The sequence below is a fragment of the Enterococcus sp. DIV0187 genome, from assembly GCF_051713785.1.
GTDB lineage: Bacteria > Bacillota > Bacilli > Lactobacillales > Enterococcaceae > Enterococcus_A > Enterococcus_A avium.
Map to the genome: position 1 here is coordinate 1,035,177 of NZ_JBIOQO010000002.1, position 20,033 is coordinate 1,055,209.

Below are 20,033 nucleotides of genomic sequence, written 5' to 3' on the forward strand. Positions count from 1 at the left end.
GACCTGTTTTACTGAATCCTCTTTTCAGGAGGAGTCGTTCTTATATAATAAAGTTATCAAAAGAAATCTGGAGGAATCTATTCATGTTAACTATCGCATATATCGGAAACGGCAAAAGCACTAATCGCTATCACTTACCATTTTCAACTAAATTAACCGACAAAATCAAGGTCAAAACCATCTATTCACCTAGCGGCCGCATTACCTGGGAGAAAAATCCTGACACCAATTATACATCAGACATCAACGATATTTATAATGATCCAGAAATTCAATTAGTTGTCGTAACGACGCCAAGTCCATTGCATTTCAAATTAGGCAAAGAAGTCTTGGAGCACGGGAAAAATGTTCTGATCGAAAAGCCTTTTACTGAAACCTCTGAGGAAGCCAAGGAATTATTCCGTTTAGCAGATGAAAAAGGCTTATTCATTCAGTGCTACCAAAACCGTCGCTACGATTCAGACTTTTTAACCGTACAAAAAGTAATCGAAAGTGGTGTGCTGGGAGATTTATTGGAAGTTGAGATGCACTATGATTATTTCCGGCCAGAGGTTCCTGAAAGTGTTGAGCATTTTTCAATCGGAACAAGCTATCTATACGGACATGCTTGCCACACATTGGATCAGGTGATCTCTTATTTTGGCCGCCCAGATGATGTGCATTATGAAGTACGCCAGCTTTTAGGCGATGATCGAATGAATGATTACTTTGATCTGGATCTGTTTTACGGTCGGATGAAGGTTTCGGTGAAATCTAGCTATTTCCGTTTGAAGGAACGTCCGAGCTTTGTGGTTTACGGGAAAAAAGGTGTTTTTGTTAAGGAAACAAAAGACCGTCAAGAAGAGCACCTGAAAATGTTTTATATGCCTGAAAACGAAGATTTCGGGATTGATTTGCCTGAGCATTATGGTACGCTGACTTATATGGATGACGGAGGCGTGTTTCATGAAGAGAAGGTCGTTTCAGAAATCGGCGATTATAGCCGTGTCTACGAAGATATCTATGAAACGTTGATTAACGGCAAACCTAAAGCCGTCAAAGATGAAGAAACGCTGCTGCAAATCGAAATGCTGGAAAAAGGCATCCAACAAGTCTCAAAATAGCAGAGAAAGAGGGAGTAGCAATGAAATTAGCCATTTTTGGTTCTGGCAAAATTGTTCAAGAGTTTTTAGCAATCACGAAGGATTTACCGGAGATTCAATTGAAAGCTATCATGGGCACAAAACGAAGTCAGGAAAAAACGGAGAAAATTCAAGCAGAATACAAAATCGAAGCCTCCTACACGGATATTGATGAGTGTTTAAAAAGTGATGCCTTTGATACGGTTTACGTAGCAGTACCGAATCACCTGCACTACAGCTTTGCAAAAAAAGCACTAGAAGCTGGAAAGCACGTGATTTGCGAGAAGCCATTTACGTTGAGGGCAGCTGAATTATTGGATTTAGAACAGCTAGCACTGGAAAAAGATCTGGTATTAGTAGAGGCTATTACGAATCAATATTTGAAAAATTTCCAAGAGATTAAAGAAGCTGTTAAAAAGATTGGCACCTTGAAAATCATTGAATGCAACTACTCACAATACTCTTCCCGCTATGATGCGTTTAAGGAAGGAACAATTTTGCCCGCTTTTAATCCGAAAATGGGCGGCGGGGCGTTAATGGATATCAATATCTACAATATTCATTTAGTTGTTGGTTTATTAGGAAAACCAGAACGAGTACAGTACTATGCCAACATTGAACGGGATATCGACACGTCAGGTATGCTGCTGCTGGATTATGGGAATGTAAAAGTAGTTTGTATCGGCGCCAAAGATTCTGAAGCAACAATTCGCTCGACGATTCAAGGGACAGAAGGATCAGTGATCGTCAATGGTCCAACCAACACCTTGGATAGCTACAGCACACAACCATTGGCTGGCGACATCGAAACCTTTGATCACAAGGATCATCCCCATCGGATGTTTGATGAATTCAAGCTATTCAATCAGGTGATTGAAGATAAGGATATGACATTTGTTAAAAATCAGCTGGATCATAGCAAGATCGTTATGGAAATTGTCGAAGCAGCGATTAAGGATGCAGGGATTGTTTTGGGATAGTTGGAATATAGTAAAAACGGCGCAGACTTTGTAATTGAAAAGTCTGTGCTTTTTTTTATGACGATTTATATTCGAAAGATATTTGACCTCATAATCCTTTATTTTTCTTTTTCTAATCTTTTTTGAAACTAGGTTTGACAAAATGTAAGCGCTACCTTATAATAGAATTGTTCATATGATTAATAACTGTTCAAATGATCATAATTCAATTGCTCAAATTGAAGCGAAAGGAGATTCTAAATGAAAACGTATAAAATACTAATTGCTTGTGGTAGCGGGATCGCGACGAGTACGGTAATTGCCAATCGTGTTAAAGACCTAGTTTCAGATGCAGGCTATGATGTGAAAGTGGAACAAGTCAAGGTTGTTGAAGTAGAAAAGCTTGCGGCAGATTTTGACTTAATCGTCGCTAGTACTCAAATTCCGCAAACAATTACAACCCCTTATGTGTTTGCAATTAATTATTTAACAGGAATCAATAAGGAGGCAACAGATAAGGAGATTTTAGATAAAATGTCGACGATCGCTTCAAAATAGGAGGAGCACATGGAAATACTAAATTGGATTTTAGGATTAGGGGCGGCAGTTATGCTGCCGATTATTATGTTTGTTTTTGGTCTGATCATGGGAGCCGGGTTCTCCAAGTCATTTCGTGCTGCAATTACGATCGGGATCGGTTTTACCGGGATCAATCTGGTCATCAATTTACTTACAGGTGAATTGGGGCCAGTGGCTCAAGCTATGACTGAGCGATTAGGATTGAATCTTAAAATTATCGATATTGGCTGGCCGGCAATGTCCTCCATCTCTTGGGCTTGGGTAGCCTCGGCGTTGGTCATCCCGATCGTTCTGGTCATCAATTTTATCATGCTGACGTTTAAGCTAACAAAAACATTGAACGTAGATTTATGGAATTATTGGCAGTTTGCTTTTATTGGTGCAGCTGTTACTGCAACAAGCGGCAGTATTGTTTGGGGCTTGGTAGCTGCGGGAGTGGCATCAGTCATCGCTCTTCTTTTGGCGGATTATACGCAACCGTATATCGAAAAATTCTTTAAAATGCCTGGCATCTCTCTGCCGCATTTGACGGCTCTGGGCTTTATGCCACTAGTGATTCCTTTGAATTGGCTATTTGATCGCATTCCGGGGATCAATAAATTATATGCCGACCCAGAAACGATTCGTAAACGTTTTGGTATTTTTGGCGAACCAATGTCGATGGGTTTGATCATTGGAGCTTTACTAGGTATTTTCGGCGGCTTAGCGTTAGACAAGATTTTAGGCTTAGCGATTACGATGGCTTCGGTCATGTATTTGATGCCAAAAATGGTGGCGATTTTGATGGAAGGGCTGATCCCGATTTCTGAAGCGGCAAGAGATTTCATGACAAAACGCTTTGGTGATCGTCAAATCTTTATCGGTTTGGATGCGGCGGTTTCCTTGGGTGATCCGGCAGTTATCGCAGTAGGGTTGATCTTAGTACCGATCACGATCGTCCTGTCATTTATCATTCCCGGCAATCAGTTATTGCCTTTTGCTGACTTAGCGGTTATTCCGTTCATCGTTTGTCTGATTACGGCGATGTCCAGAGGAAATGTTATTCGCTCCATTATCATCGGAACGATCGTTATGGCTTGTATTTTATTGATTGCAACGAACCTTTCGCCTGCTGAAACCATAATGGCGGCGGATGCTGGTGTAAAGATACCAGAAGGTGCATCACAGATCGGGAACTTAGACCGAGCAAACCTCATTACTTGGGTGCTGGTCAAAGTGTTCTCAATATTTTGATAGTTAGGAAGGAGCAGTATGGGCAAAACCCTCTTTTTTGAGAAACTGATTTTTTTAGATGAACAGTTTAAAACCAGCGACGAGCTTTTTGCATTCATCTGTCCAAAATTATTAGCAGGCGGATGGGTCAAAGAAAGTTTTCAAGAAGCTGTTATGGCTAGGGAAAAAGTTTTTGCCACCGGCTTGCAGACGGAACCAGTGGCTGTCGCGATTCCTCACACAGACGCAGAGCATGTGAAAAAAAGCTTTATTGCCTTTATTAGACTTCGTAATGAGGTTGTTTTTGAGCATATGGGAATTCCCGGACAAGAAGTTCTGGCAAAATTTGTGTTCATTCTAGGAATCGCGGAACAGAAAAAACAGGTGGTGATCTTAAGTAATATGATCGCAACCTTTGCGGACCTGGAACTGATGGATTCGTTATTAGAAATGATGAATAAAAAGGATATTCAGTTGCGACTAAACGCACAAATTAATGGTTAATTAAGGAATGGGCGAAGAATAGTCAACTTCTTAGCCCATTTTCCTTATCGTGACAAGGTAATCATAATCATGTTATAATTTCTTGATTGAATCAAAGAAACAGGTGATTTTTTTTGGATAATGAAAAGCATCAGCTTATTAAAATTGCGGATATGTATTATAATCGCGAATTAACTCAGCAGCAAATAGCCAACACGTTGGGGATTTCTCGAATGAAGGTTTCCCGCTTATTGCAAAAATCAAAGGATCGGGGAATTGTGAAGATTTCCATTGATTTTGGGAATATATTTGTTGATTTAGAACGAGAAATAGAAGAGAAGTACCACTTGCGCAATGTCATTGTCGTTTCTGGTGTCACTGATGATACGAAAAATGAGATCGCTAGTGCCGCTGCTTTTTATTTGAATAATTCTCTGCGCACTGGGGATCAGGTTGCTATCGGCTGGGGCACCACCATGCGTTCAATGGTGGCTTACTGTGAGGGAGATTTTAAAAAGAAAGTCCAGTTTTCGCCAATCATCGGAGGGCATGGTAAAAGTGAACTGAATCTTCATGCGAACACGATTGCGTCAGATCTTTCGAAGAGATTCAATGGGACTTCGCTTTCTTTATTAGCGCCAGCCTTTGTGGATTCACAAGAGGATAAGACTAGCTTAGTGAAGGATTCTTATGTTCAAGAGGTGTTAGCCGCAAGCCGGAAAGCCAATAAAGCCGTCTTTAGTTTAGGGAATCCTGCATTTAGTGAGAGTTCGATTCATCGAGCTGGTTATTTTTCAGATAGAGATCTGATGGATATTAAGGAAGGTGGGGCGATTTGCGATATTATTTCAATTGCCTTCTTAAATAGTCAGGGAGAATTGATTCTGAAAAATCTCACGGATCGAAGCATTGGCATCACTGAACAGGATTTAAAAGCTATACCCGAAAAAATCTGTCTAGCTGGCGGAACTGATAAGCATGAATCAATTAAAGTGGCGGTTCAAGCAGGCTTTGTGGATACTTTGATCACAGATCATGAGACAGCTGAATACTTAATGCAGTAAAAAAAACGCAGGAGTCATTTTGATTCCTGTTTTTTTGGTGTCTCAAAACACTTTTTTTGCTTGCTTGAGAGAAAGTTTTATGAAAGCGCTTGACAAAAATGAGAAAACCACATATGATGGTTTTGAGCAAATGATTAAGTTATGTGCATATGAACAAAATTGACGATTGGAGCTAAATTATGGAATTCGTAAAATTGACTGAAGAAGTTGAATTATCTCGGGTTGCCTTAGGATTTTGGCGGTTTCTTGATTGGAAGTTGACGAAGAATGAATTTACCAGATTCATTGAGGAAGTCTTAGAGTTAGGGGTCACAACGATTGATCATGCAGATATTTATGGTGACTATACGGTAGAAGAAGCTTTTGGGGAAATGCTGACTGGTCGTGATGATCTTAAGAAAAAAATGAAGATCGTGACGAAATGCGGCATCGTTTATCCCTCAGAAGCTGCTAGAGTGAAGTATTACGATACCTCCAAGCAATACATTATTGGTCAGGTTGAAAAATCACTAGCGAAAATGCAGATCGAGGCGATTGACGTCTTGCTGCTACATAGACCGGATTGGTTTTGTGATCCGGCTGTGATTGCGGAGGCTTTTAATGATCTCTATCAACAAGGCAAAGTGAAAGCCTTTGGTGTTTCCAATTATTTACCGCATCAATTTAGAATGCTACAAAGCTATTGCGACCAACCCTTAGTTACGAATCAGATTGAACTATCAACGTTGAGCATGGAAAACTTCGAGAACGGCACAATTGATCTATGCCAAGAGTTCAAAATTCATCCGATGATCTGGTCGCCATTGACCGGTGGACGGATTTTTACCAGCAATGAGGCTACAGTGATTGAATTGCGTAAGGTTCTTGAGATCATTCGGGAAGAAGTGGGGGCAACTTCGATTGATGAGATTGCTTTTGCCTGGCTGCTGTCACATCCAGTAGGAATGATTCCGATCACTGGTTCTGGTGAAATAAAGTTTGTTGAAAAACCAGTAAATGCATTGAACTATAAGTTAACGCCTGAACAATGGTATATGATCTGGACTGCTGTGAAGGGCCATAAGGTTCCATAGAAAAGTGAAAAAGGAAGGGAATTTAGCTATGACGATGAAAATGACCAAAGAGGAATTTGTAAAATACGTGGACCACTCACTTTTGAAACCACATTTGACGAAAGAAGAAATCATTGAGGGATTGAAATTTGCGAAGGAAGTTGGTTGTGCTTCCGTTTGTATTAATCCGAATAATTTAGATTATGCACGGGAATATTTAGCTGGTTCAGATGTCAAGATCGGTACGGTTATCGGATTCCCGTCAGGAGCACACACCACGTTTGAAAAAGTAGCTGAGACAAAAGATGCGTATACCAATGGAGCAGTAGAAATGGATATGGTGATCGATATCGGCGCCTTGCGAAATGGAGAATATGATAAAGTTCAAGCAGACATCGAAGCCGTTGTAGCTGCTAGTCCGGCAATTGTAAAGGTTATACTTGAGGATGCTTATTTAACAAAGGAAGAAATCAAAAAAGGTTCGGAACTAGTGGAAGCGGCGGGAGCGGCATATGTGAAAACTTCAACCGGCTTCGCACCATCTGGCTCTACAGTGGAAGACTTAAGACTTATGCGTGCGACAGTCTCAGATCAGGTTAAAGTCAAGGCAGCTGGAGGGTTGAACAACTTGCAGGATTGCCTAGATGCCATTGAGGCAGGAGCCTCTAGGGTAGGTATCAGTAAAACGAAGAGCATTCTTGCTGAGTTTTAGATATTGAGGTCAAAACAGAACGAGAAAATCAGTCGTTTTTCTCGTTCTGTTTTTTTCTTCTATTAAGTAGTTTAAGGAGAGAAGAGGATGGAGCTAGCAGATCGATACGATGTGTTCATTTTTGACTTTGATGGAACCTTAGCAGATACATTACCAGTTTATTTTGATTGTTTTGAGACAATTTTTACCAAATTTGATCTTGAAAAAGCAGATGAAACGGAAATCGAAAGCTGGTTTGGACCGAATGAGCTAAAATTGATCACAAAAAGATTTGGCACACATGAAAGGATTGATGAAATCATTCAAACCTTCCTTGAAAATTATGAAGCGAAGCATCCACGGCTAGTAAAGGAAAATGTCGAAGTAGTAGACTATTTACTACATTTACGAGACAAAAGAAAAAAGTTGGCGATTTGTACCGGAAAAGGGCGAGATACATTTGCCTATTCCGCTCGTGTATTGCAGATGGAAAACATGTTTGATTATGTGGTGACTGGCGATGATGTTGATCACCCAAAGCCTGATCCAGAAGGAATCGTAAAGGTTTTAGCCGAACTGGATGTTTTGCCAGCAAATGCAATCTATTTTGGTGATTCGGATGGAGATATTTTATCAGCTAGTCGTGCGGGAGTTGATTGTGCGATAGTGAAGTGGTTTTGTCAGGATAAGCTGTTCTCCTTGGAACCAACTTATGTGATTGATACGTTTTCTCAACTTTATCAGGGTGGGATGTATTCATTTGATTGTCTTCAATAATCTAGAAGTAAGTGGTTCGTCTTTTGTTTAACAAGTTTGTTAAAGCGGCGTGGAGTAAACTAGATAAAATAAAGTGAAAACGGCGCGGACTTTGTAAACGAAAAGTCTGTGCTGTTTTTTCGTAATGTCCGAAAGATCTTTGTATGATAAGAAAAAAAGCTTGCCTTAAAGTGCACTTTAACAAGTAAACTAATAAAGTAGAAGAAAGGTGTGAAAAAGATGGAATATAAAAAATTAGGAAATACAGGATTAGATGTCTCAAGAATTTGTCTAGGCTCTATGAGTTTTGGTGATCCTAGAAATTGGATTCATAACTGGGTCTTGGAGGAAGAAGACAGTCGCCCATTAATCAAAAAAGCGTTAGAGCTGGGCATCAATTTCTTTGACACAGCCAATGTCTATTCCTTGGGCCGCAGTGAAGAAATTTTAGGAAAAGCGCTGAAGGATTATGCAAATAGAGATGAGATCGTTTTGGCAACGAAGGTTCATCAGAAAATGTTTGACGGACCGAATGGCCAAGGGTTGTCGCGAAAAGCAATTATGTCGCAGATCGATCAAAGTCTGAAACGCTTGCGGACCGATTATGTGGACCTTTATATCATTCATCGTTGGGATTATGATACACCGATTGAAGAAACAATGGAGGCGCTGCATGATGTGGTGAAATCAGGAAAAGCTCGCTATATTGGTGCTTCAGCGATGTATGCTTATCAATTTCAAAAAGCCAATACGATCGCTGAAAAAAATGGTTGGACAAAATTTGTCTCGATGCAAAATCATTTGAATCTGATTTATCGCGAAGAAGAACGAGAGATGATTCCCTATTGTCAATCTGAAAATATTGCCTTGACGCCTTATAGCCCAATGGCATCTGGCCGGTTGATCCGGGATCGCTCTGAAGCAACCAAGCGAAGTAGTACCGATGTGGCACAAAAAGCCAAATATGATGAAACGGCAGATAAGGATCAGCTGATTATTGATCGTGTGGCGGAATTAGCCCAACGATATGAAACAAACCGTGTAAATATCGCATTAGGTTGGCTACTGCAAAAAAATTCTGTTGCTGCACCTGTCGTAGGCGCAACAAAAATGAAACATATTGAAACGGCAGTAGGAGCCGTCAATTTCAAATTGACAGCAGAAGATGTTTTGTATCTAGAAGAGCCGTATGTTCCGCATAAAGTGGTTGGTCATGACTAAATCTTAAGAGATCGCGCGAAACTGTGTCGTTTTTCGATGCAGTTTTTTTAAAAGTCTCTTGACTTAAAGTGCACTTTAGCCGGTATGCTAGAACTAAAGCAAATGGAGGTAGGCGTTATGAAAAAGTTGTTTTGGTTATTACCAGTTGCCTTATTTCTTGGTGCATGCGGATCGAATGCGACGGATACGGATGAGGTGAACAACAGTGAGTCCATTGCTCAGTCATCTGAAAGCCTCGAACCCAACCAGAATCAGGAAACCAAAGATCTAGGGAAATCACTGATCGTGTATTATTCATTGACTGAAAACACAAAAGCTGTAGCTGAGGAAATTCAAAAACAGGTGAATGGTGAACTAATGCGAATTGAAACGGTTGAACCCTATCCAGAGGTTTATGATGAGGTTTTAGATGTGGTGGAAGCTCAAAGGAAAGCGGGAGAATTACCAACTATTGTGAAACAAGACGTTGATTTATCTGATTATGACAGTATTTTTCTTGGAACACCGATCTGGTTTGGTAAACCGGCCTTACCAGTAGAAAAGTGGATCAGTGAAAATAGGTTAGCGGAAAAGAGAGTTTATCCTTTCTTTACCAGCGGCAGCAGTTCTATTAATGAATCTATGGAACGTTACAGAGAATTACTTGATCAAACAACGCTTAGTGAAGGATTAGGCATTACCTCTTCGGATAGGAGTCAAACGGCCAGTCTTGTGAAAGAATGGTTGGCTCCGTAAATCGATGGTAACCATTTGAAGTTTCTGGTTTAAAATAGGAGCAAAGCCTGTTAAGATTTAAATGTGTTGGCAAACTAAAGGAGTGGAGAAAATGAACATATCAGAGGCTGCAGCAAAATTTAAAATGACTCCAGCAACAATCCGCTATTATGAAAAAGAGGGATTAATTCCTCCGATTACCAGAAATGACTCTGGAATTCGTGATTTTCAAGAAGAGGACCTAAACTGGGTCGAATTTATCAAATGCATGCGAGATTCTGGGCTTTCAATTGATTCCTTAGCAAAATACTCCGAATTATATCAGCTGGGAGATGCCACGTTAGTTGAACGCAAGAAAATTTTAATCGAGGAATACCAGAAACTACTAGAAAAACAGCAGCTGATCAATGCTACCGTCGCCCGCTTAGAAACAAAGCTGGACAATTACGATCAGATGATCCAGAAATGTGAGCAAGAAATATTTTCCCATTCAAATGACACTGTGTCGGCAAAAGGTTAGTTAGCGCAAAAACTTAAATGTTATTAGTAAAAAAACCATTGAATCAGAAGCTACACGCAGCTTTCTGATTCAATGGTTTTTATTTGTTTACAAGCTAGTCAATCAAAAGCAACTTCTTCTTACTATATTCCTTCCGTACTTTATCAGGAATATCCTCTGAAATCAGGAAACTCAAATCATCGACGGGGCCAACGATCGCGTTACTGATTGTGCCGAACTTATCATTTGTAATCATACCCAAAACTTCTGTAGAAACTTGTGTCATTTGTGCTTTTATTTCCGCTTCCTGTACAGTTGGTACACTGGTGCCTGCTTCAATATCAATATTGTAAATTCCCATGATATAAAGATCAGCTCGAACCTTTTGCAACGATTTGTAGGTTTCCACACCAAGGTTAATCATGGATTGCTTATAAAAGATTCCTCCAATGTTAATCACCTCAATGTTCGCTCGTTGCGCGAGTTCAACAGAAATTGCTGGACTATTTGTAATAATCGTTGCACGAAAATCAACTGGAATTTCCTTTACAAGTGCTAAATTTGTGGTGCTTCCATCGATAATAATCACTGAATCTTCTTTGATAAAAGGCAAGGCCTTGCGAGCGAGAGCCTTTTTTCGTTCATTATGCTCATTTTCTCGATAAGAAAAATCTGTAATCGGCGGTCCTACTCGAAGAGCCCCGCTGTGAACTCGCTTCAAGAGTCCTTGACCATCCAACTCCTTCAAATCTCGACGAATCGTATCTTCAGATACATTAAAACGATGACTTAAGTCGCTAGCGATGACTTTTTGTTCAATATTTAGCAGATCAACGATCTTTTGATGACGTTCTTCCTTCAGCATAGTGCGCACTCCTTCTTGTTTCTTCCAGTTAATGATGCCATGAATGCGTTTTTATGTCAATTACAGATGAGTTTAATCGAACATACAGGCATAAACACGCAAATAAAAAGAAAAAATGTGCATGTTTGTATTGACTTGTATTTGTTAAGCGATTACAATGAGGGTGTAAACGAAGGATGTACGGCATTCGAATCACATTGATTTTTCCGGAGAAATCGATGTATTAACAGCAGGAGGAAGCTTATGGAAAGCAGGATTATTTTGTCGCCGTCAATCATGTGCGGAGATTTGGTGAATTTGGAAAAGAGTATCAATGAATTAGAAGAAATCGGAATGGATACGTTGCATATCGATGTTATTGACGGAACGTTCAGTCCAAGCATGCCATTAGGAATTGAAACGGTCAAACGGATGCGGGAAATCACTTCGATGAATTTCGATGTGCATATCATGTCGAATGACAATGAATTTTTTATTGGCGAGATGCTGAAGATCGGTGTTGAAGGAATTACCTTTCATCACGAGACTAGCTTGCATGTTGATCGGTATATTCAATTAATTAAGCATGCCGGAACAACAGTCGGGATTGCGCTGAATCCGGCGACACCCTTGAATGTTTTAGAGTATGTCTTGCCAGAAATTGATCGGGTATGCTTGATGCTGATCAATCCAGGATTTGCCACCAACAAAGCCGAGAAGCAGATTCCTTACGCACTGAAAAAAATTACTGACCTGCGTAAGCTAGTTGACGAACAAGGAGTAACGATTGATATTCAAGTGGACGGCCGTGTCTCCTTAGCGACAATCCCAGATTTATTGACCGCAGGTGCGACAAACTTAGTGCTAGGAAGTACAAGCCTATTCATTGCAGAAAATACACTAACGAAAAATCGGGAATTATTGACAGATGCGATAAATAAAGCAATGTTGGTGAAGTAGGAGGGAAAACTAGTGGGATTTAAAAGTGTAGAACAAAAGATTACAAAGGAAATCTCTGCGACTTTAGACAATATTGCCCCAGAGGAGGTAGAGCAACTTGTAGCGGCAATTGAAATAGCGGAGCGAGTATTCTTTGTAGGCGTCGGTCGTGTACTTCTTTCATTAGAAGGAATTGCCAAACGTTTAGCTCATTTAGGTGTTCAAACAGTGATAGTCGGACAAATTACTGAACCTGCCATCACAGAAAGGGATTTATTGGTTGTCGGATCTGGCAGCGGAGAAAGCTCACTTCCATTAGCAATCGCCAAAAAGGCCAAGAGTTTTGGCGCGACAGTGGCCCACATTGGATCAAATGCCAATAGTTCAATGAAGGGGTATACGGATATTTTTGTTAGAATCCCTGTTCAAACGAAGTTGGCTTTACCAGGTGAGATTCCATCGGTTCAGCCGATGACGAGTCTGTTTGAACAATCTCTACTATTATTAGGTGACAGCATCGCTTTGATGATGGTGGAAGAAAAAAATATCGACATGCACAGCTTATGGCAATATCATGCCAATTTAGAGTAGGTGAAGGAAATGAAAGCAGTACATTTTGGCGCGGGTAATATCGGGCGCGGTTTTATTGGCCAGCTCTTACATCAAAATGGTTTTGAGATTTGTTTCGTTGATACAAATGCTGACTTGATTAGTCAATTAAATCAGGATGGCGGCTATAGAATTGATATCATGGACGAACAGGAGACTACTGTTTTTGTTGATCGAATCAGCGCTTTGAATAGTCTTACCGAGACAGAAAAAGTCATCGCGGCGATTAAAGATGCAGACATCTTGACCACCTCTGTTGGAGCGAATAACTTAGCAAAAATCGCACCGACAATTGCCAAGGGTTTGAGTGAACGCTTCAAACAAAAGCGCAGTATCAATATTTTGGCGAACGAGAATGCTATCAATGCCAGTAATATCTTAAAAGAAGCGGTCTATGAGACTCTTTCTCAACAAGAAGCAGCCGTTTATGATCACTATGCTTATTTTGTCAATACAGCGATTGATCGGCAATCACTTGGTAAAGTTGTTGAGGGCGAGGCTGTCGCAGTCGTTGAACCCTATTATGAATGGGTGATTAATCGCAAGCAGCTAGACCCTGCAACGCCTTTTGAACTGAAGCAGGTGGTTTTGATTGATGATATGCAGCCTTATATTGAACGCAAACTGTACATCGTCAACGCTGCTCATGCAGCCATTGCATATCTAGGAGACTTACATGGATATCAAATGATTCAAGAGGCGATCCGAGACGCGGAGATAGTGAAAACAGTGAATCAATTTTTAGCTGAGAATAGCGCTTATTTTGTCCAGAAATATCGATTTGATTCGACCGAGTTGGAGCGCTTTATTGAAAAGACACTTAAGCGGCAGGGAAATCAAAAATTGTCTGATGAGATAACCCGTGTAGGCGGTTCGCCTATTAGAAAATTAGGACCGAATGATCGCTTAGTCGCTCCTGTCGTAAAGCTTGAGGCACTGGGTTTGCCCTATGAAACAGGAGTGAAAGTGATTACGGCGGGGTATCATTATCGCCATTCAGATGATCCCGAGGCGGAGAAAATACATGCATTGATTGAAGAAAAAGGTTTAGAAGCAACGATTAAAACAATTTCTCATTTAGATGGGAAATTGCTAGAGGAAGTAGTTGTTGCCTACGATTCAATGGGATAGGAGGGTCATATGTTAAAAGAACAATTAACAGGGAATACGATGTTTATCGACACCATCGAATCTTGGCAGGAGGCGATTCGAATGGGTGCGGAGCCTCTTGTGAACAATGGTATCGTGGAAAAAGCTTATGTTGAGGCGATCATTCAAAACGTGTTGGAAAATGGCAATTATATTATTCTTTTGCCACAGGTTGCGATGCCCCATGCTCGTCCAGAATATGGAAGCAAAGGTGTCGGACTGACGTTTCTCCGTGTGAAGGAACCCGTTATGTTTCCAGGCGAAGAACCAGTCAAGATATTTTTTACGCTTTCTTCGGATTCGCCAGATGGTCATTTGGATCTAATTGCGAATCTTGGTGAGCTGTTGAGTGATGAGGATCGGTACCAAAAATTATTTGATGTTAAAACGGAAGAAGAGCTGTTGGATTTAGTCAAAGAGTAAAGGATACCAATTTCTCTCGGTACTTCAGCGTAATTAGAGAAATGGTATACGACTTGAAAAGAGAATTGATTTTTCATAGGAAAAATCAATTCCTTAATATGAAAAAGGATGCCAGTTTCTCTTCACGCTTTAGCGGGTGTAGAGAAATGGTATACGGCTTGAAAATAGAACTGATTTTTCATGGGAAAAATCAATTCCTTAATATGAAAAAGGAGTGAAAGATATGGATGTAACGAATGAAGGAAAACAAGTATCAATGCGTGCCAGAGTTCAGGCGTTCGGCGGATTCTTGACGAATATGGTGTTGCCAAACATTGGCGCGTTCATCGCTTGGGGGATCGCGACGGCCTTATTTATTCCAACAGGGTGGTTTCCAAATGAATCGTTAAATGAGCTGGTCGGCCCAACAGTCAGTTACTTATTGCCGTTATTGTTAGCATATACCGGCGGTCGTATGATTGGCGGACAGCGCGGTGCTGTATTAGGAACAATTGGAACGATTGGTTTGATCATTGGTGCAGATATTCCTATGTTTATGGGGGCCATGATCATGGGACCATTTGGTGGTTGGGTAATGAAAAAGACTGACAACTTTTTAGATGGCAAAATCCCAGCTGGGTTTGAAATGGTCGTTAACAATTTTTCGATCGGGATTATCGGCTTTGTATTGATGTGCTTGTCTTATGTAGTAGTTGGCCCAACGATTCAATCAGCGAATCAATTCGTAACGAATGCGATTGAAGCTTTAGTTTCAACTGGATTCTTGCCGTTGCTGTCTTTGATAAACGAACCTGCAAAAGTCCTTTTCTTAAATAATGTGATTGATCAAGGGGTGTACTATCCATTAGGGATGCAGCAAACGTTAGAAGCCGGAAAATCCATCTACTTCATGGTGGCATCAAATCCTGGACCTGGATTGGGCTTATTGCTTGCGTATTCCTTCTTTGGAAAAAAAGTGGCAAAACGGACCGCTCCGGGAGCAATCATTATTCACTTCTTAGGCGGGATTCATGAGATGTATTTTCCATACGTATTGATGAAACCGATTACTATTTTTGCGATGATTGCTGGAGGAATGGCTGGGACACTGACATTCCAATTACTTAACGTAGGATTAGTTGCTGGTCCGAGTCCTGGTTCGATCTTTTCTTACCTAGCCTTAACTCCTAAAGGGAACTTTTTTGGAGTAATCGCTGGAGTCGTTATTGCAACAGCTGTCTCCTTTTTAGTAACCTCTGTAATCTTGAAAGCAGATAAAACTCCAGATGATGATGAAAGTTTCGAAGAGTCTGTGCAAAAATCTAAAACTATGAAATCAGAAGGAAAAGAATTATTGAATGGCGAAAATGCTAAAACAGAAAGTACGCACTTAGCAAACATCAGTAAAGTTTCCTTTGCCTGTGACGCTGGAATGGGCAGCAGTGCGATGGGCGCCACGACCTTCAAGAAGAAACTGCAAAAAGCCGGCATCACGGATATTGAAGTAAAGAATTATCGGATTGAGGATGTGCCAAAGGATAGTGATATGGTGGTTGTTCATCAAGACTTGGAAGAGCGTACACGAAAAGCTCATCCACAAATGAAGATCGTTACTCTAAAAAATTACTTGCAAGATCCGGCGATCGATGAACTGGTTAATGAGATTGTTAAAGCGAAAAGTAAAGAATAATTGCGACACCGACGGAACTTTCGTCGGTGTTTTATGTGAAAGCTTTGTAAACGTACAAACAAATTTCTGTTATAGTAAAAGAAAAATAAAAAACAGAGGCGAATTATGGAAATCAGACTTTTACGTTATTTCTGGGCAGTTGCACAGGAAGGAAATATTTCGCGGGCAGCACGATTTTTGAATATTACTCAGCCAACCTTGAGTCGTCAAATCAAAGAATTGGAGGAAACTATTGGTACACCACTTTTTTATCGTGAGAAAAATCGGTTGCGTTTGACTCAGGATGGACTTTTTTTGAAAGAGCGAGCAGAGGAAATTTTAACGTTGGATGAAAAGCTGGAGCAGGCTTTTTCGGCTCAACGCAAGGAACAACTCAGCGGGACGGTAACGATTGGCTGTGTTGAGGCCGATAACTCGGATACTTTGGCGATGATGCTGGAGGAGTTAATTAGTGATTATCCCCAAATTCGGTTTAATTTGGTCACAGGTACGAGTGATGATATCTCGGATCGTTTGGAAAAGGGCATATTGGATATGGCTATTTTGATTGAACCGATTGTTTTAAATGGAGTTGAGGTGCTGAGTTTGCCAAGAGAGGAAAATTGGGGTTTCTTAGCGTCGAAGGAATTATTTATTGCCAATAAAAACGTTCTGCGTCCGGAAGATATCAAAGGTTTGCCAATCTTGTGTTCTGGGCGATCAGAAGTTCAAAAGCTATTAGCAGAATGGTCAAAAATACCATACGATCAATTAAACATTGTTGGCAACTACAATTTGATTTTCAATATTTTGCCGTTAGTTGATCATAAAGTTGGGATGGCATTGGCGATTGAAGGGGCTATTTCTGATCGTAAATTAGAAAATTCGGTTTTCATTCCTTTGGAACCCAGTATAAAAACAAATTGTGTCTTAGTTTGGAAAAAACGAGTGCAAACGCCAGCTGCGCAAGAATTGATCAATCGGTTTAAACATGCTTTTAAGCTATAGTGCTATGATTCTATAGGTATTAGACATAGTAGTGCATCCGTCGTATTCTGAAGCTGTTCAGGGTACGACTTTTTTGCGAGTTGCGCTCTTCGTAGTTTTATAGAGACACAAAACGTATGTTTTTACAGAAAATAGTGAACAACTTACTTGGAGGAATCGCATGCAACGAAAAATAAAATCGAGGAGGGAACTTATGACTGCTGTAGTTATCTATTTTTCAAGAGCTGGTGAGAACTACCTTAATGGGACAAAACAAAGGATTACTAAAGGAAATACAGCCGTTCTAGCAGAAAAAATCAGTCACGCGTTGGCGATCGAGAGTTATGAATTATTGCCAAAGATTGCCTATTCAGAAAGCTATGACGAGGCGGTTCAACAAGCGGAAAAAGAGAAACAAGCTTCTACATGGATTGATTATGAGAAGCTGCCAATTGATTTAACTCAAGTGGACAGCATTTTTCTGGGTTTTCCCAATTGGTGGGGCACTTATCCGCAAATCATTGCGACTTTTTTAGCGGATCAAGAGTGGAAGAATAAGGTGATCTATCCTTTCTGTACTCATGAAGGTAGTGCTTTTGGTTCAAGTATTCAAGATTTGCAGGCGGCATGCTCTGGCGCTGAGATCAAAACAGGTTTAGCTGTACGTGGTTCAAAAGTTGATCGCTCAGAAACAGCAGTAAAAAATTGGCTGCTGTCTTATTCAAACTAATTAATCGGAGGGAATTTATAATGACAAAACATCAAGAAGTAAAACAAGGCGTGATTTTTCCAATTGGAGAAAAGAATGAAGCTTACGCACAATATTTTATTGGACAAAGCTACCTTCAATCGTTGGTTGCTGATGCAGCAATCAATGTGGGAGTCGCGAATGTAACTTTTGAGCCTGGCTGCCGTAACAACTGGCACATTCATCATGATGGCTTTCAATTATTATTAGTAACGGGTGGAGAAGGCTGGTATCAAGAAGAAAATAAAGCACCACAATTTTTGCAGGCTGGAGATGTGATCGTCACCTATGATGGGGTCAAGCATTGGCATGGCGCCGCAAAAGATAGTTGGTTCGAACACATCGCCATCACTGCCGGGACACCGGAATGGTTGGAGCCGGTTAGTGATGAATGGTACGACAAGTTAGAAAAATAAGGGGAGAATATCATGAAAAAACAAACAGCTGGAAGGGAACAATTAGGAGAATTTTCCCCACAGTTTGCAGCATTAAATGACGATGTGCTATTTGGTGAAGTTTGGGCAAAAGAGGAAGAGCTTTCGGCTCATGATCGCAGTATGATTACGTGCTCTGCGCTTTTAGCCATGGGAGCACCGCAATTGGAAGCTCATCTAAAAATCGCCAAAGAAAACGGCGTGACAAAAGAAGAAATTAGCGCATTGATTACTCATTTAGCATTTTATGCCGGCTGGCCTAAAGCTTGGAGTGCTTTTACGATGGCAAAGGAAATTTTTGAATAAAAGTGAAAACAACGATCCTGTTCAGTGAGTAGGATCGTTGTTTTTATGTACCGATAGTTTTTGTAGCTCACAAAGTAAAGAGCTCAGCTGCCCCAGTAGAAAAAGCCATAATAGAAAACATATAACCATCCAAACAAACCATGGAATAATGCCAAAAGAACACTGTGCCATCTTTGATAAGAGAGAATAAACGCAAGAATATTACCTAATCCAATTGTAGATTTCATAAAATCCCCCTAAAGAATGCTTGTAGCAAAGAAAAATCATGTATAAAAATACGCATTAAATATTGATTTTCTTCTGAATGCAACCAAGAACAGTTGGGAAAACGAACGATTGAAAGGATTTAGACAGGAAAAGCTTTTCGTTTAATAGTGATCGTAGTACTGATTATCCTTTTTTATTTTTAACAGCGAACGCCCCAGACGCTCCCAAAGCAACCCCAATTGCTAAACCTAAAGCAAGGTTATCGAACAGCAAGCCAAACATCAATCCCATGGCAATTCCTATTGCTAATGATCCTCCTTCTTCCTTTTCCATTTACACACCTTCTCGTAATATATATTTTGAAGAAACTTTCATTCCTTCAATCGCCCTTAGGGGCTATTCCTAATATGTTTAAATAAAATAACGATTACTACTTGGATACTGTAGGATATTCCTGAATAATAAGTCTTGGAAAGGACTTACGGGAAGACGCTATCACCTTCTGCAGTTTTACTGCGACAGAAAGTCTGTGACCCGAACCGTTGGTATAACCTCCAACACACTAGCTGAGTCCATTGACCTCTACCAATCCTAGTAGAGATTGGGTGGCTTAGAGGTTTAATGAATGAAACTCTATTATGCGAGGCTGTCGTTAGACAACGTGATTCTGGGATATCCCACAGTACCCAAGCAATTTCCGAATAATCAATGAAAGGAGGTCCTTCCACATGAAACTATTTGTCGGTTTAGACGTTAGTTCTGAAAAATTAGATGCTTGCTTTATGACAGACGATTCAACTTGCTCTGTTTTAAAAGAAGCATCTTATGGAAATAGTCAACTTGGCGCAAGCCAGATCAAAGAATACATTCTCGAATTTTCTCAAAAATTTGAGATAGAGAGCTTAGTGATTGGAATGGAGGCCACATCTTTATATAGCTTTCATCCAGCTATGTTTTTTAAAGAAGATCTTGAGTTAAATCAATTGAACCTTATGGTTTCAGTTGAACAACCAAATAAAATTAAAAAGTATCGTGATATTTTTGAAGAAAACAAAAACGATCAAATTGATGCTTTTTATATCGCTGACTATTTTCGCATCCAAAGGCAAGTCAACTCCATCATTAAAGAGGAAGAATACCTTGCCCTCCAACACTTAACTAGAACGCGTTATCAGCTAATTAAACAGCTGGTTCGTACAAAGCAACACTTTATCGAAAACATTTATTATAAATGCAACACGCTTTCTAAAGAACTAAAAGCAGAAGGTGGATCCGTTTTAAGTGCCACATTAGTAACTCTAATGACGGAAGATTACACAATGGACCAACTTGCCGAACTGTCATTAGAAGAGTTTGCGAACCTAATTCAAAAACTAGGGAAGTATCGT

24 protein-coding genes are annotated in these 20,033 nt (G+C 40.2%); 22 read left to right on the forward strand and 2 right to left on the reverse strand.

All coding sequences use genetic code 11. From position 1 onward, the window contains the following. Nucleotides 1-83: 83 nt before the first annotated feature. From IGI52_RS24970 to IGI52_RS25025, 12 genes are all read left to right on the forward strand, one after another. A complete protein-coding gene (locus IGI52_RS24970) occupies nt 84-1,103 on the forward strand; it encodes a Gfo/Idh/MocA family oxidoreductase (protein WP_438782676.1) in 1,020 nt (339 codons plus the stop codon). A 20-nt stretch (nt 1,104-1,123) separates the two neighbouring features. Continuing rightward, nucleotides 1,124-2,101, forward strand: coding sequence for a Gfo/Idh/MocA family protein (locus tag IGI52_RS24975; RefSeq protein WP_438782677.1), 978 nt, complete (start codon nt 1,124-1,126; stop codon nt 2,099-2,101). 240 nt (nt 2,102-2,341) lie between these two features. After that, nucleotides 2,342-2,638, forward strand: a complete 297-nt coding sequence (locus IGI52_RS24980) for a PTS sugar transporter subunit IIB (RefSeq protein ID WP_070503886.1) — start codon at nt 2,342-2,344, stop codon at nt 2,636-2,638. A gap of 9 nt (nt 2,639-2,647) precedes the next feature. Beyond that, entirely contained in the window at nt 2,648-3,892 is a 1,245-nt protein-coding gene (locus tag IGI52_RS24985) for a PTS galactitol transporter subunit IIC (protein WP_070503888.1), read from the forward strand. Between the two features lie 18 nt (nt 3,893-3,910). Beyond that, nucleotides 3,911-4,375: a PTS sugar transporter subunit IIA gene (locus IGI52_RS24990; protein ID WP_438782678.1), complete on the forward strand. Its 465-nt coding sequence runs from the start codon at nt 3,911-3,913 to the stop codon at nt 4,373-4,375. Between the two features lie 113 nt (nt 4,376-4,488). Further along, entirely contained in the window at nt 4,489-5,418 is a 930-nt protein-coding gene (locus tag IGI52_RS24995; protein ID WP_070503893.1) for a sugar-binding transcriptional regulator, read from the forward strand. Between the two features lie 179 nt (nt 5,419-5,597). Next, nucleotides 5,598-6,491 carry an aldo/keto reductase gene (locus IGI52_RS25000; RefSeq protein WP_438782679.1) on the forward strand — a complete coding sequence of 298 codons (894 nt, stop codon included), beginning with the start codon at nt 5,598-5,600 and terminating at the stop codon, nt 6,489-6,491. Between the two features lie 28 nt (nt 6,492-6,519). Continuing rightward, nucleotides 6,520-7,182, forward strand: a complete 663-nt coding sequence (gene deoC / locus IGI52_RS25005) for a deoxyribose-phosphate aldolase (RefSeq protein ID WP_289866158.1) — start codon at nt 6,520-6,522, stop codon at nt 7,180-7,182. 87 nt (nt 7,183-7,269) lie between these two features. Continuing rightward, nucleotides 7,270-7,938 carry an HAD family hydrolase gene (locus tag IGI52_RS25010; protein WP_144325797.1) on the forward strand — a complete coding sequence of 223 codons (669 nt, stop codon included), beginning with the start codon at nt 7,270-7,272 and terminating at the stop codon, nt 7,936-7,938. A gap of 219 nt (nt 7,939-8,157) precedes the next feature. Next, the gene (locus IGI52_RS25015; protein ID WP_438782680.1) at nt 8,158-9,138 is read left to right on the forward strand and encodes an aldo/keto reductase; all 981 of its coding nucleotides are present in this window, start codon (nt 8,158-8,160) and stop codon (nt 9,136-9,138) included. Between the two features lie 117 nt (nt 9,139-9,255). Further along, nucleotides 9,256-9,873 carry a flavodoxin gene (locus IGI52_RS25020; protein ID WP_438782681.1) on the forward strand — a complete coding sequence of 206 codons (618 nt, stop codon included), beginning with the start codon at nt 9,256-9,258 and terminating at the stop codon, nt 9,871-9,873. A 91-nt stretch (nt 9,874-9,964) separates the two neighbouring features. Next, nucleotides 9,965-10,372 (forward strand): MerR family transcriptional regulator, encoded by a 408-nt coding sequence (locus tag IGI52_RS25025; RefSeq protein ID WP_144325803.1) that lies wholly within the window; start codon nt 9,965-9,967, stop codon nt 10,370-10,372. A 94-nt stretch (nt 10,373-10,466) separates the two neighbouring features. Here the strand turns inward: IGI52_RS25025 and IGI52_RS25030 are convergent, their stop codons facing one another. Further along, the gene (locus tag IGI52_RS25030; RefSeq protein ID WP_070503909.1) at nt 10,467-11,216 is read right to left on the reverse strand and encodes a DeoR/GlpR family DNA-binding transcription regulator; all 750 of its coding nucleotides are present in this window, start codon (nt 11,214-11,216) and stop codon (nt 10,467-10,469) included. 243 nt (nt 11,217-11,459) lie between these two features. Here IGI52_RS25030 and IGI52_RS25035 point away from each other — a divergent pair, with 243 nt between their 5' ends. The 9 genes from IGI52_RS25035 (at nt 11,460) to IGI52_RS25075 (ending at nt 18,438) form a co-directional block, all read left to right on the forward strand. After that, on the forward strand, nt 11,460-12,155 hold the full coding sequence (locus IGI52_RS25035; RefSeq protein WP_438782682.1) for a ribulose-phosphate 3-epimerase: 696 nt from the start codon (nt 11,460-11,462) through the stop codon (nt 12,153-12,155). A 12-nt stretch (nt 12,156-12,167) separates the two neighbouring features. After that, the gene (gene hxlB, locus IGI52_RS25040; RefSeq protein WP_438782683.1) at nt 12,168-12,725 is read left to right on the forward strand and encodes a 6-phospho-3-hexuloisomerase; all 558 of its coding nucleotides are present in this window, start codon (nt 12,168-12,170) and stop codon (nt 12,723-12,725) included. A 9-nt stretch (nt 12,726-12,734) separates the two neighbouring features. Further along, nucleotides 12,735-13,874 carry a mannitol-1-phosphate 5-dehydrogenase gene (locus IGI52_RS25045; protein WP_438782684.1) on the forward strand — a complete coding sequence of 380 codons (1,140 nt, stop codon included), beginning with the start codon at nt 12,735-12,737 and terminating at the stop codon, nt 13,872-13,874. A gap of 9 nt (nt 13,875-13,883) precedes the next feature. After that, nucleotides 13,884-14,315: a PTS sugar transporter subunit IIA gene (locus IGI52_RS25050; RefSeq protein WP_016178576.1), complete on the forward strand. Its 432-nt coding sequence runs from the start codon at nt 13,884-13,886 to the stop codon at nt 14,313-14,315. 223 nt (nt 14,316-14,538) lie between these two features. Continuing rightward, a complete protein-coding gene (locus tag IGI52_RS25055) occupies nt 14,539-15,984 on the forward strand; it encodes a PTS mannitol transporter subunit IICB (RefSeq protein ID WP_438782685.1) in 1,446 nt (481 codons plus the stop codon). Nucleotides 15,985-16,089: 105 nt separating this feature from the next. Further along, nucleotides 16,090-16,971, forward strand: coding sequence for a LysR family transcriptional regulator (locus tag IGI52_RS25060; RefSeq protein WP_438782686.1), 882 nt, complete (start codon nt 16,090-16,092; stop codon nt 16,969-16,971). Nucleotides 16,972-17,164: 193 nt separating this feature from the next. Further along, nucleotides 17,165-17,680 (forward strand): flavodoxin, encoded by a 516-nt coding sequence (locus IGI52_RS25065; protein ID WP_438782687.1) that lies wholly within the window; start codon nt 17,165-17,167, stop codon nt 17,678-17,680. Between the two features lie 20 nt (nt 17,681-17,700). Then, a complete protein-coding gene (locus tag IGI52_RS25070) occupies nt 17,701-18,114 on the forward strand; it encodes a cupin domain-containing protein (protein WP_438782688.1) in 414 nt (137 codons plus the stop codon). A gap of 12 nt (nt 18,115-18,126) precedes the next feature. Further along, nucleotides 18,127-18,438, forward strand: a complete 312-nt coding sequence (locus tag IGI52_RS25075) for a carboxymuconolactone decarboxylase family protein (protein WP_438782689.1) — start codon at nt 18,127-18,129, stop codon at nt 18,436-18,438. 390 nt (nt 18,439-18,828) lie between these two features. On the opposite strand, the gene IGI52_RS25080 is transcribed toward IGI52_RS25075, so the two are convergent. Beyond that, nucleotides 18,829-18,978, reverse strand: coding sequence for a hypothetical protein (locus tag IGI52_RS25080; RefSeq protein WP_164872482.1), 150 nt, complete (start codon nt 18,976-18,978; stop codon nt 18,829-18,831). A 395-nt stretch (nt 18,979-19,373) separates the two neighbouring features. On the opposite strand from IGI52_RS25080, the gene IGI52_RS25085 reads away from it, so the two are divergent. Then, nucleotides 19,374-20,033 (forward strand): IS110 family transposase (locus IGI52_RS25085; RefSeq protein ID WP_438782690.1); only part of this gene is annotated, 660 nt, incomplete at its 3' end.

Excerpts from the sequence above, each read along its gene's own strand:
- deoC (WP_289866158.1), top strand. The coding sequence starts at position 6,520 with ATGACGATGAAAATGACCAAAGAGGAATTTGTAAAATACGTGGACCAC.
- IGI52_RS25055 (WP_438782685.1), top strand. The coding sequence starts at position 14,539 with ATGGATGTAACGAATGAAGGAAAACAAGTATCAATGCGTGCCAGAGTT.
- IGI52_RS25060 (WP_438782686.1), top strand. The coding sequence starts at position 16,090 with ATGGAAATCAGACTTTTACGTTATTTCTGGGCAGTTGCACAGGAAGGA.
- IGI52_RS24975 (WP_438782677.1), top strand. The coding sequence starts at position 1,124 with ATGAAATTAGCCATTTTTGGTTCTGGCAAAATTGTTCAAGAGTTTTTA.
- IGI52_RS25035 (WP_438782682.1), top strand. The coding sequence starts at position 11,460 with ATGGAAAGCAGGATTATTTTGTCGCCGTCAATCATGTGCGGAGATTTG.
- IGI52_RS24980 (WP_070503886.1), top strand. The coding sequence starts at position 2,342 with ATGAAAACGTATAAAATACTAATTGCTTGTGGTAGCGGGATCGCGACG.
- IGI52_RS24970 (WP_438782676.1), top strand. The coding sequence starts at position 84 with ATGTTAACTATCGCATATATCGGAAACGGCAAAAGCACTAATCGCTAT.
- IGI52_RS25030 (WP_070503909.1), bottom strand. The coding sequence starts at position 11,216 with ATGCTGAAGGAAGAACGTCATCAAAAGATCGTTGATCTGCTAAATATT.
- IGI52_RS25025 (WP_144325803.1), top strand. The coding sequence starts at position 9,965 with ATGAACATATCAGAGGCTGCAGCAAAATTTAAAATGACTCCAGCAACA.
- IGI52_RS24990 (WP_438782678.1), top strand. The coding sequence starts at position 3,911 with ATGGGCAAAACCCTCTTTTTTGAGAAACTGATTTTTTTAGATGAACAG.
- IGI52_RS25010 (WP_144325797.1), top strand. The coding sequence starts at position 7,270 with ATGGAGCTAGCAGATCGATACGATGTGTTCATTTTTGACTTTGATGGA.
- IGI52_RS25070 (WP_438782688.1), top strand. The coding sequence starts at position 17,701 with ATGACAAAACATCAAGAAGTAAAACAAGGCGTGATTTTTCCAATTGGA.
- IGI52_RS25050 (WP_016178576.1), top strand. The coding sequence starts at position 13,884 with ATGTTAAAAGAACAATTAACAGGGAATACGATGTTTATCGACACCATC.
- IGI52_RS25015 (WP_438782680.1), top strand. The coding sequence starts at position 8,158 with ATGGAATATAAAAAATTAGGAAATACAGGATTAGATGTCTCAAGAATT.
- IGI52_RS25075 (WP_438782689.1), top strand. The coding sequence starts at position 18,127 with ATGAAAAAACAAACAGCTGGAAGGGAACAATTAGGAGAATTTTCCCCA.
- IGI52_RS25080 (WP_164872482.1), bottom strand. The coding sequence starts at position 18,978 with ATGGAAAAGGAAGAAGGAGGATCATTAGCAATAGGAATTGCCATGGGA.
- IGI52_RS25045 (WP_438782684.1), top strand. The coding sequence starts at position 12,735 with ATGAAAGCAGTACATTTTGGCGCGGGTAATATCGGGCGCGGTTTTATT.
- IGI52_RS25065 (WP_438782687.1), top strand. The coding sequence starts at position 17,165 with ATGACTGCTGTAGTTATCTATTTTTCAAGAGCTGGTGAGAACTACCTT.
- IGI52_RS25020 (WP_438782681.1), top strand. The coding sequence starts at position 9,256 with ATGAAAAAGTTGTTTTGGTTATTACCAGTTGCCTTATTTCTTGGTGCA.
- IGI52_RS24985 (WP_070503888.1), top strand. The coding sequence starts at position 2,648 with ATGGAAATACTAAATTGGATTTTAGGATTAGGGGCGGCAGTTATGCTG.
- IGI52_RS25000 (WP_438782679.1), top strand. The coding sequence starts at position 5,598 with ATGGAATTCGTAAAATTGACTGAAGAAGTTGAATTATCTCGGGTTGCC.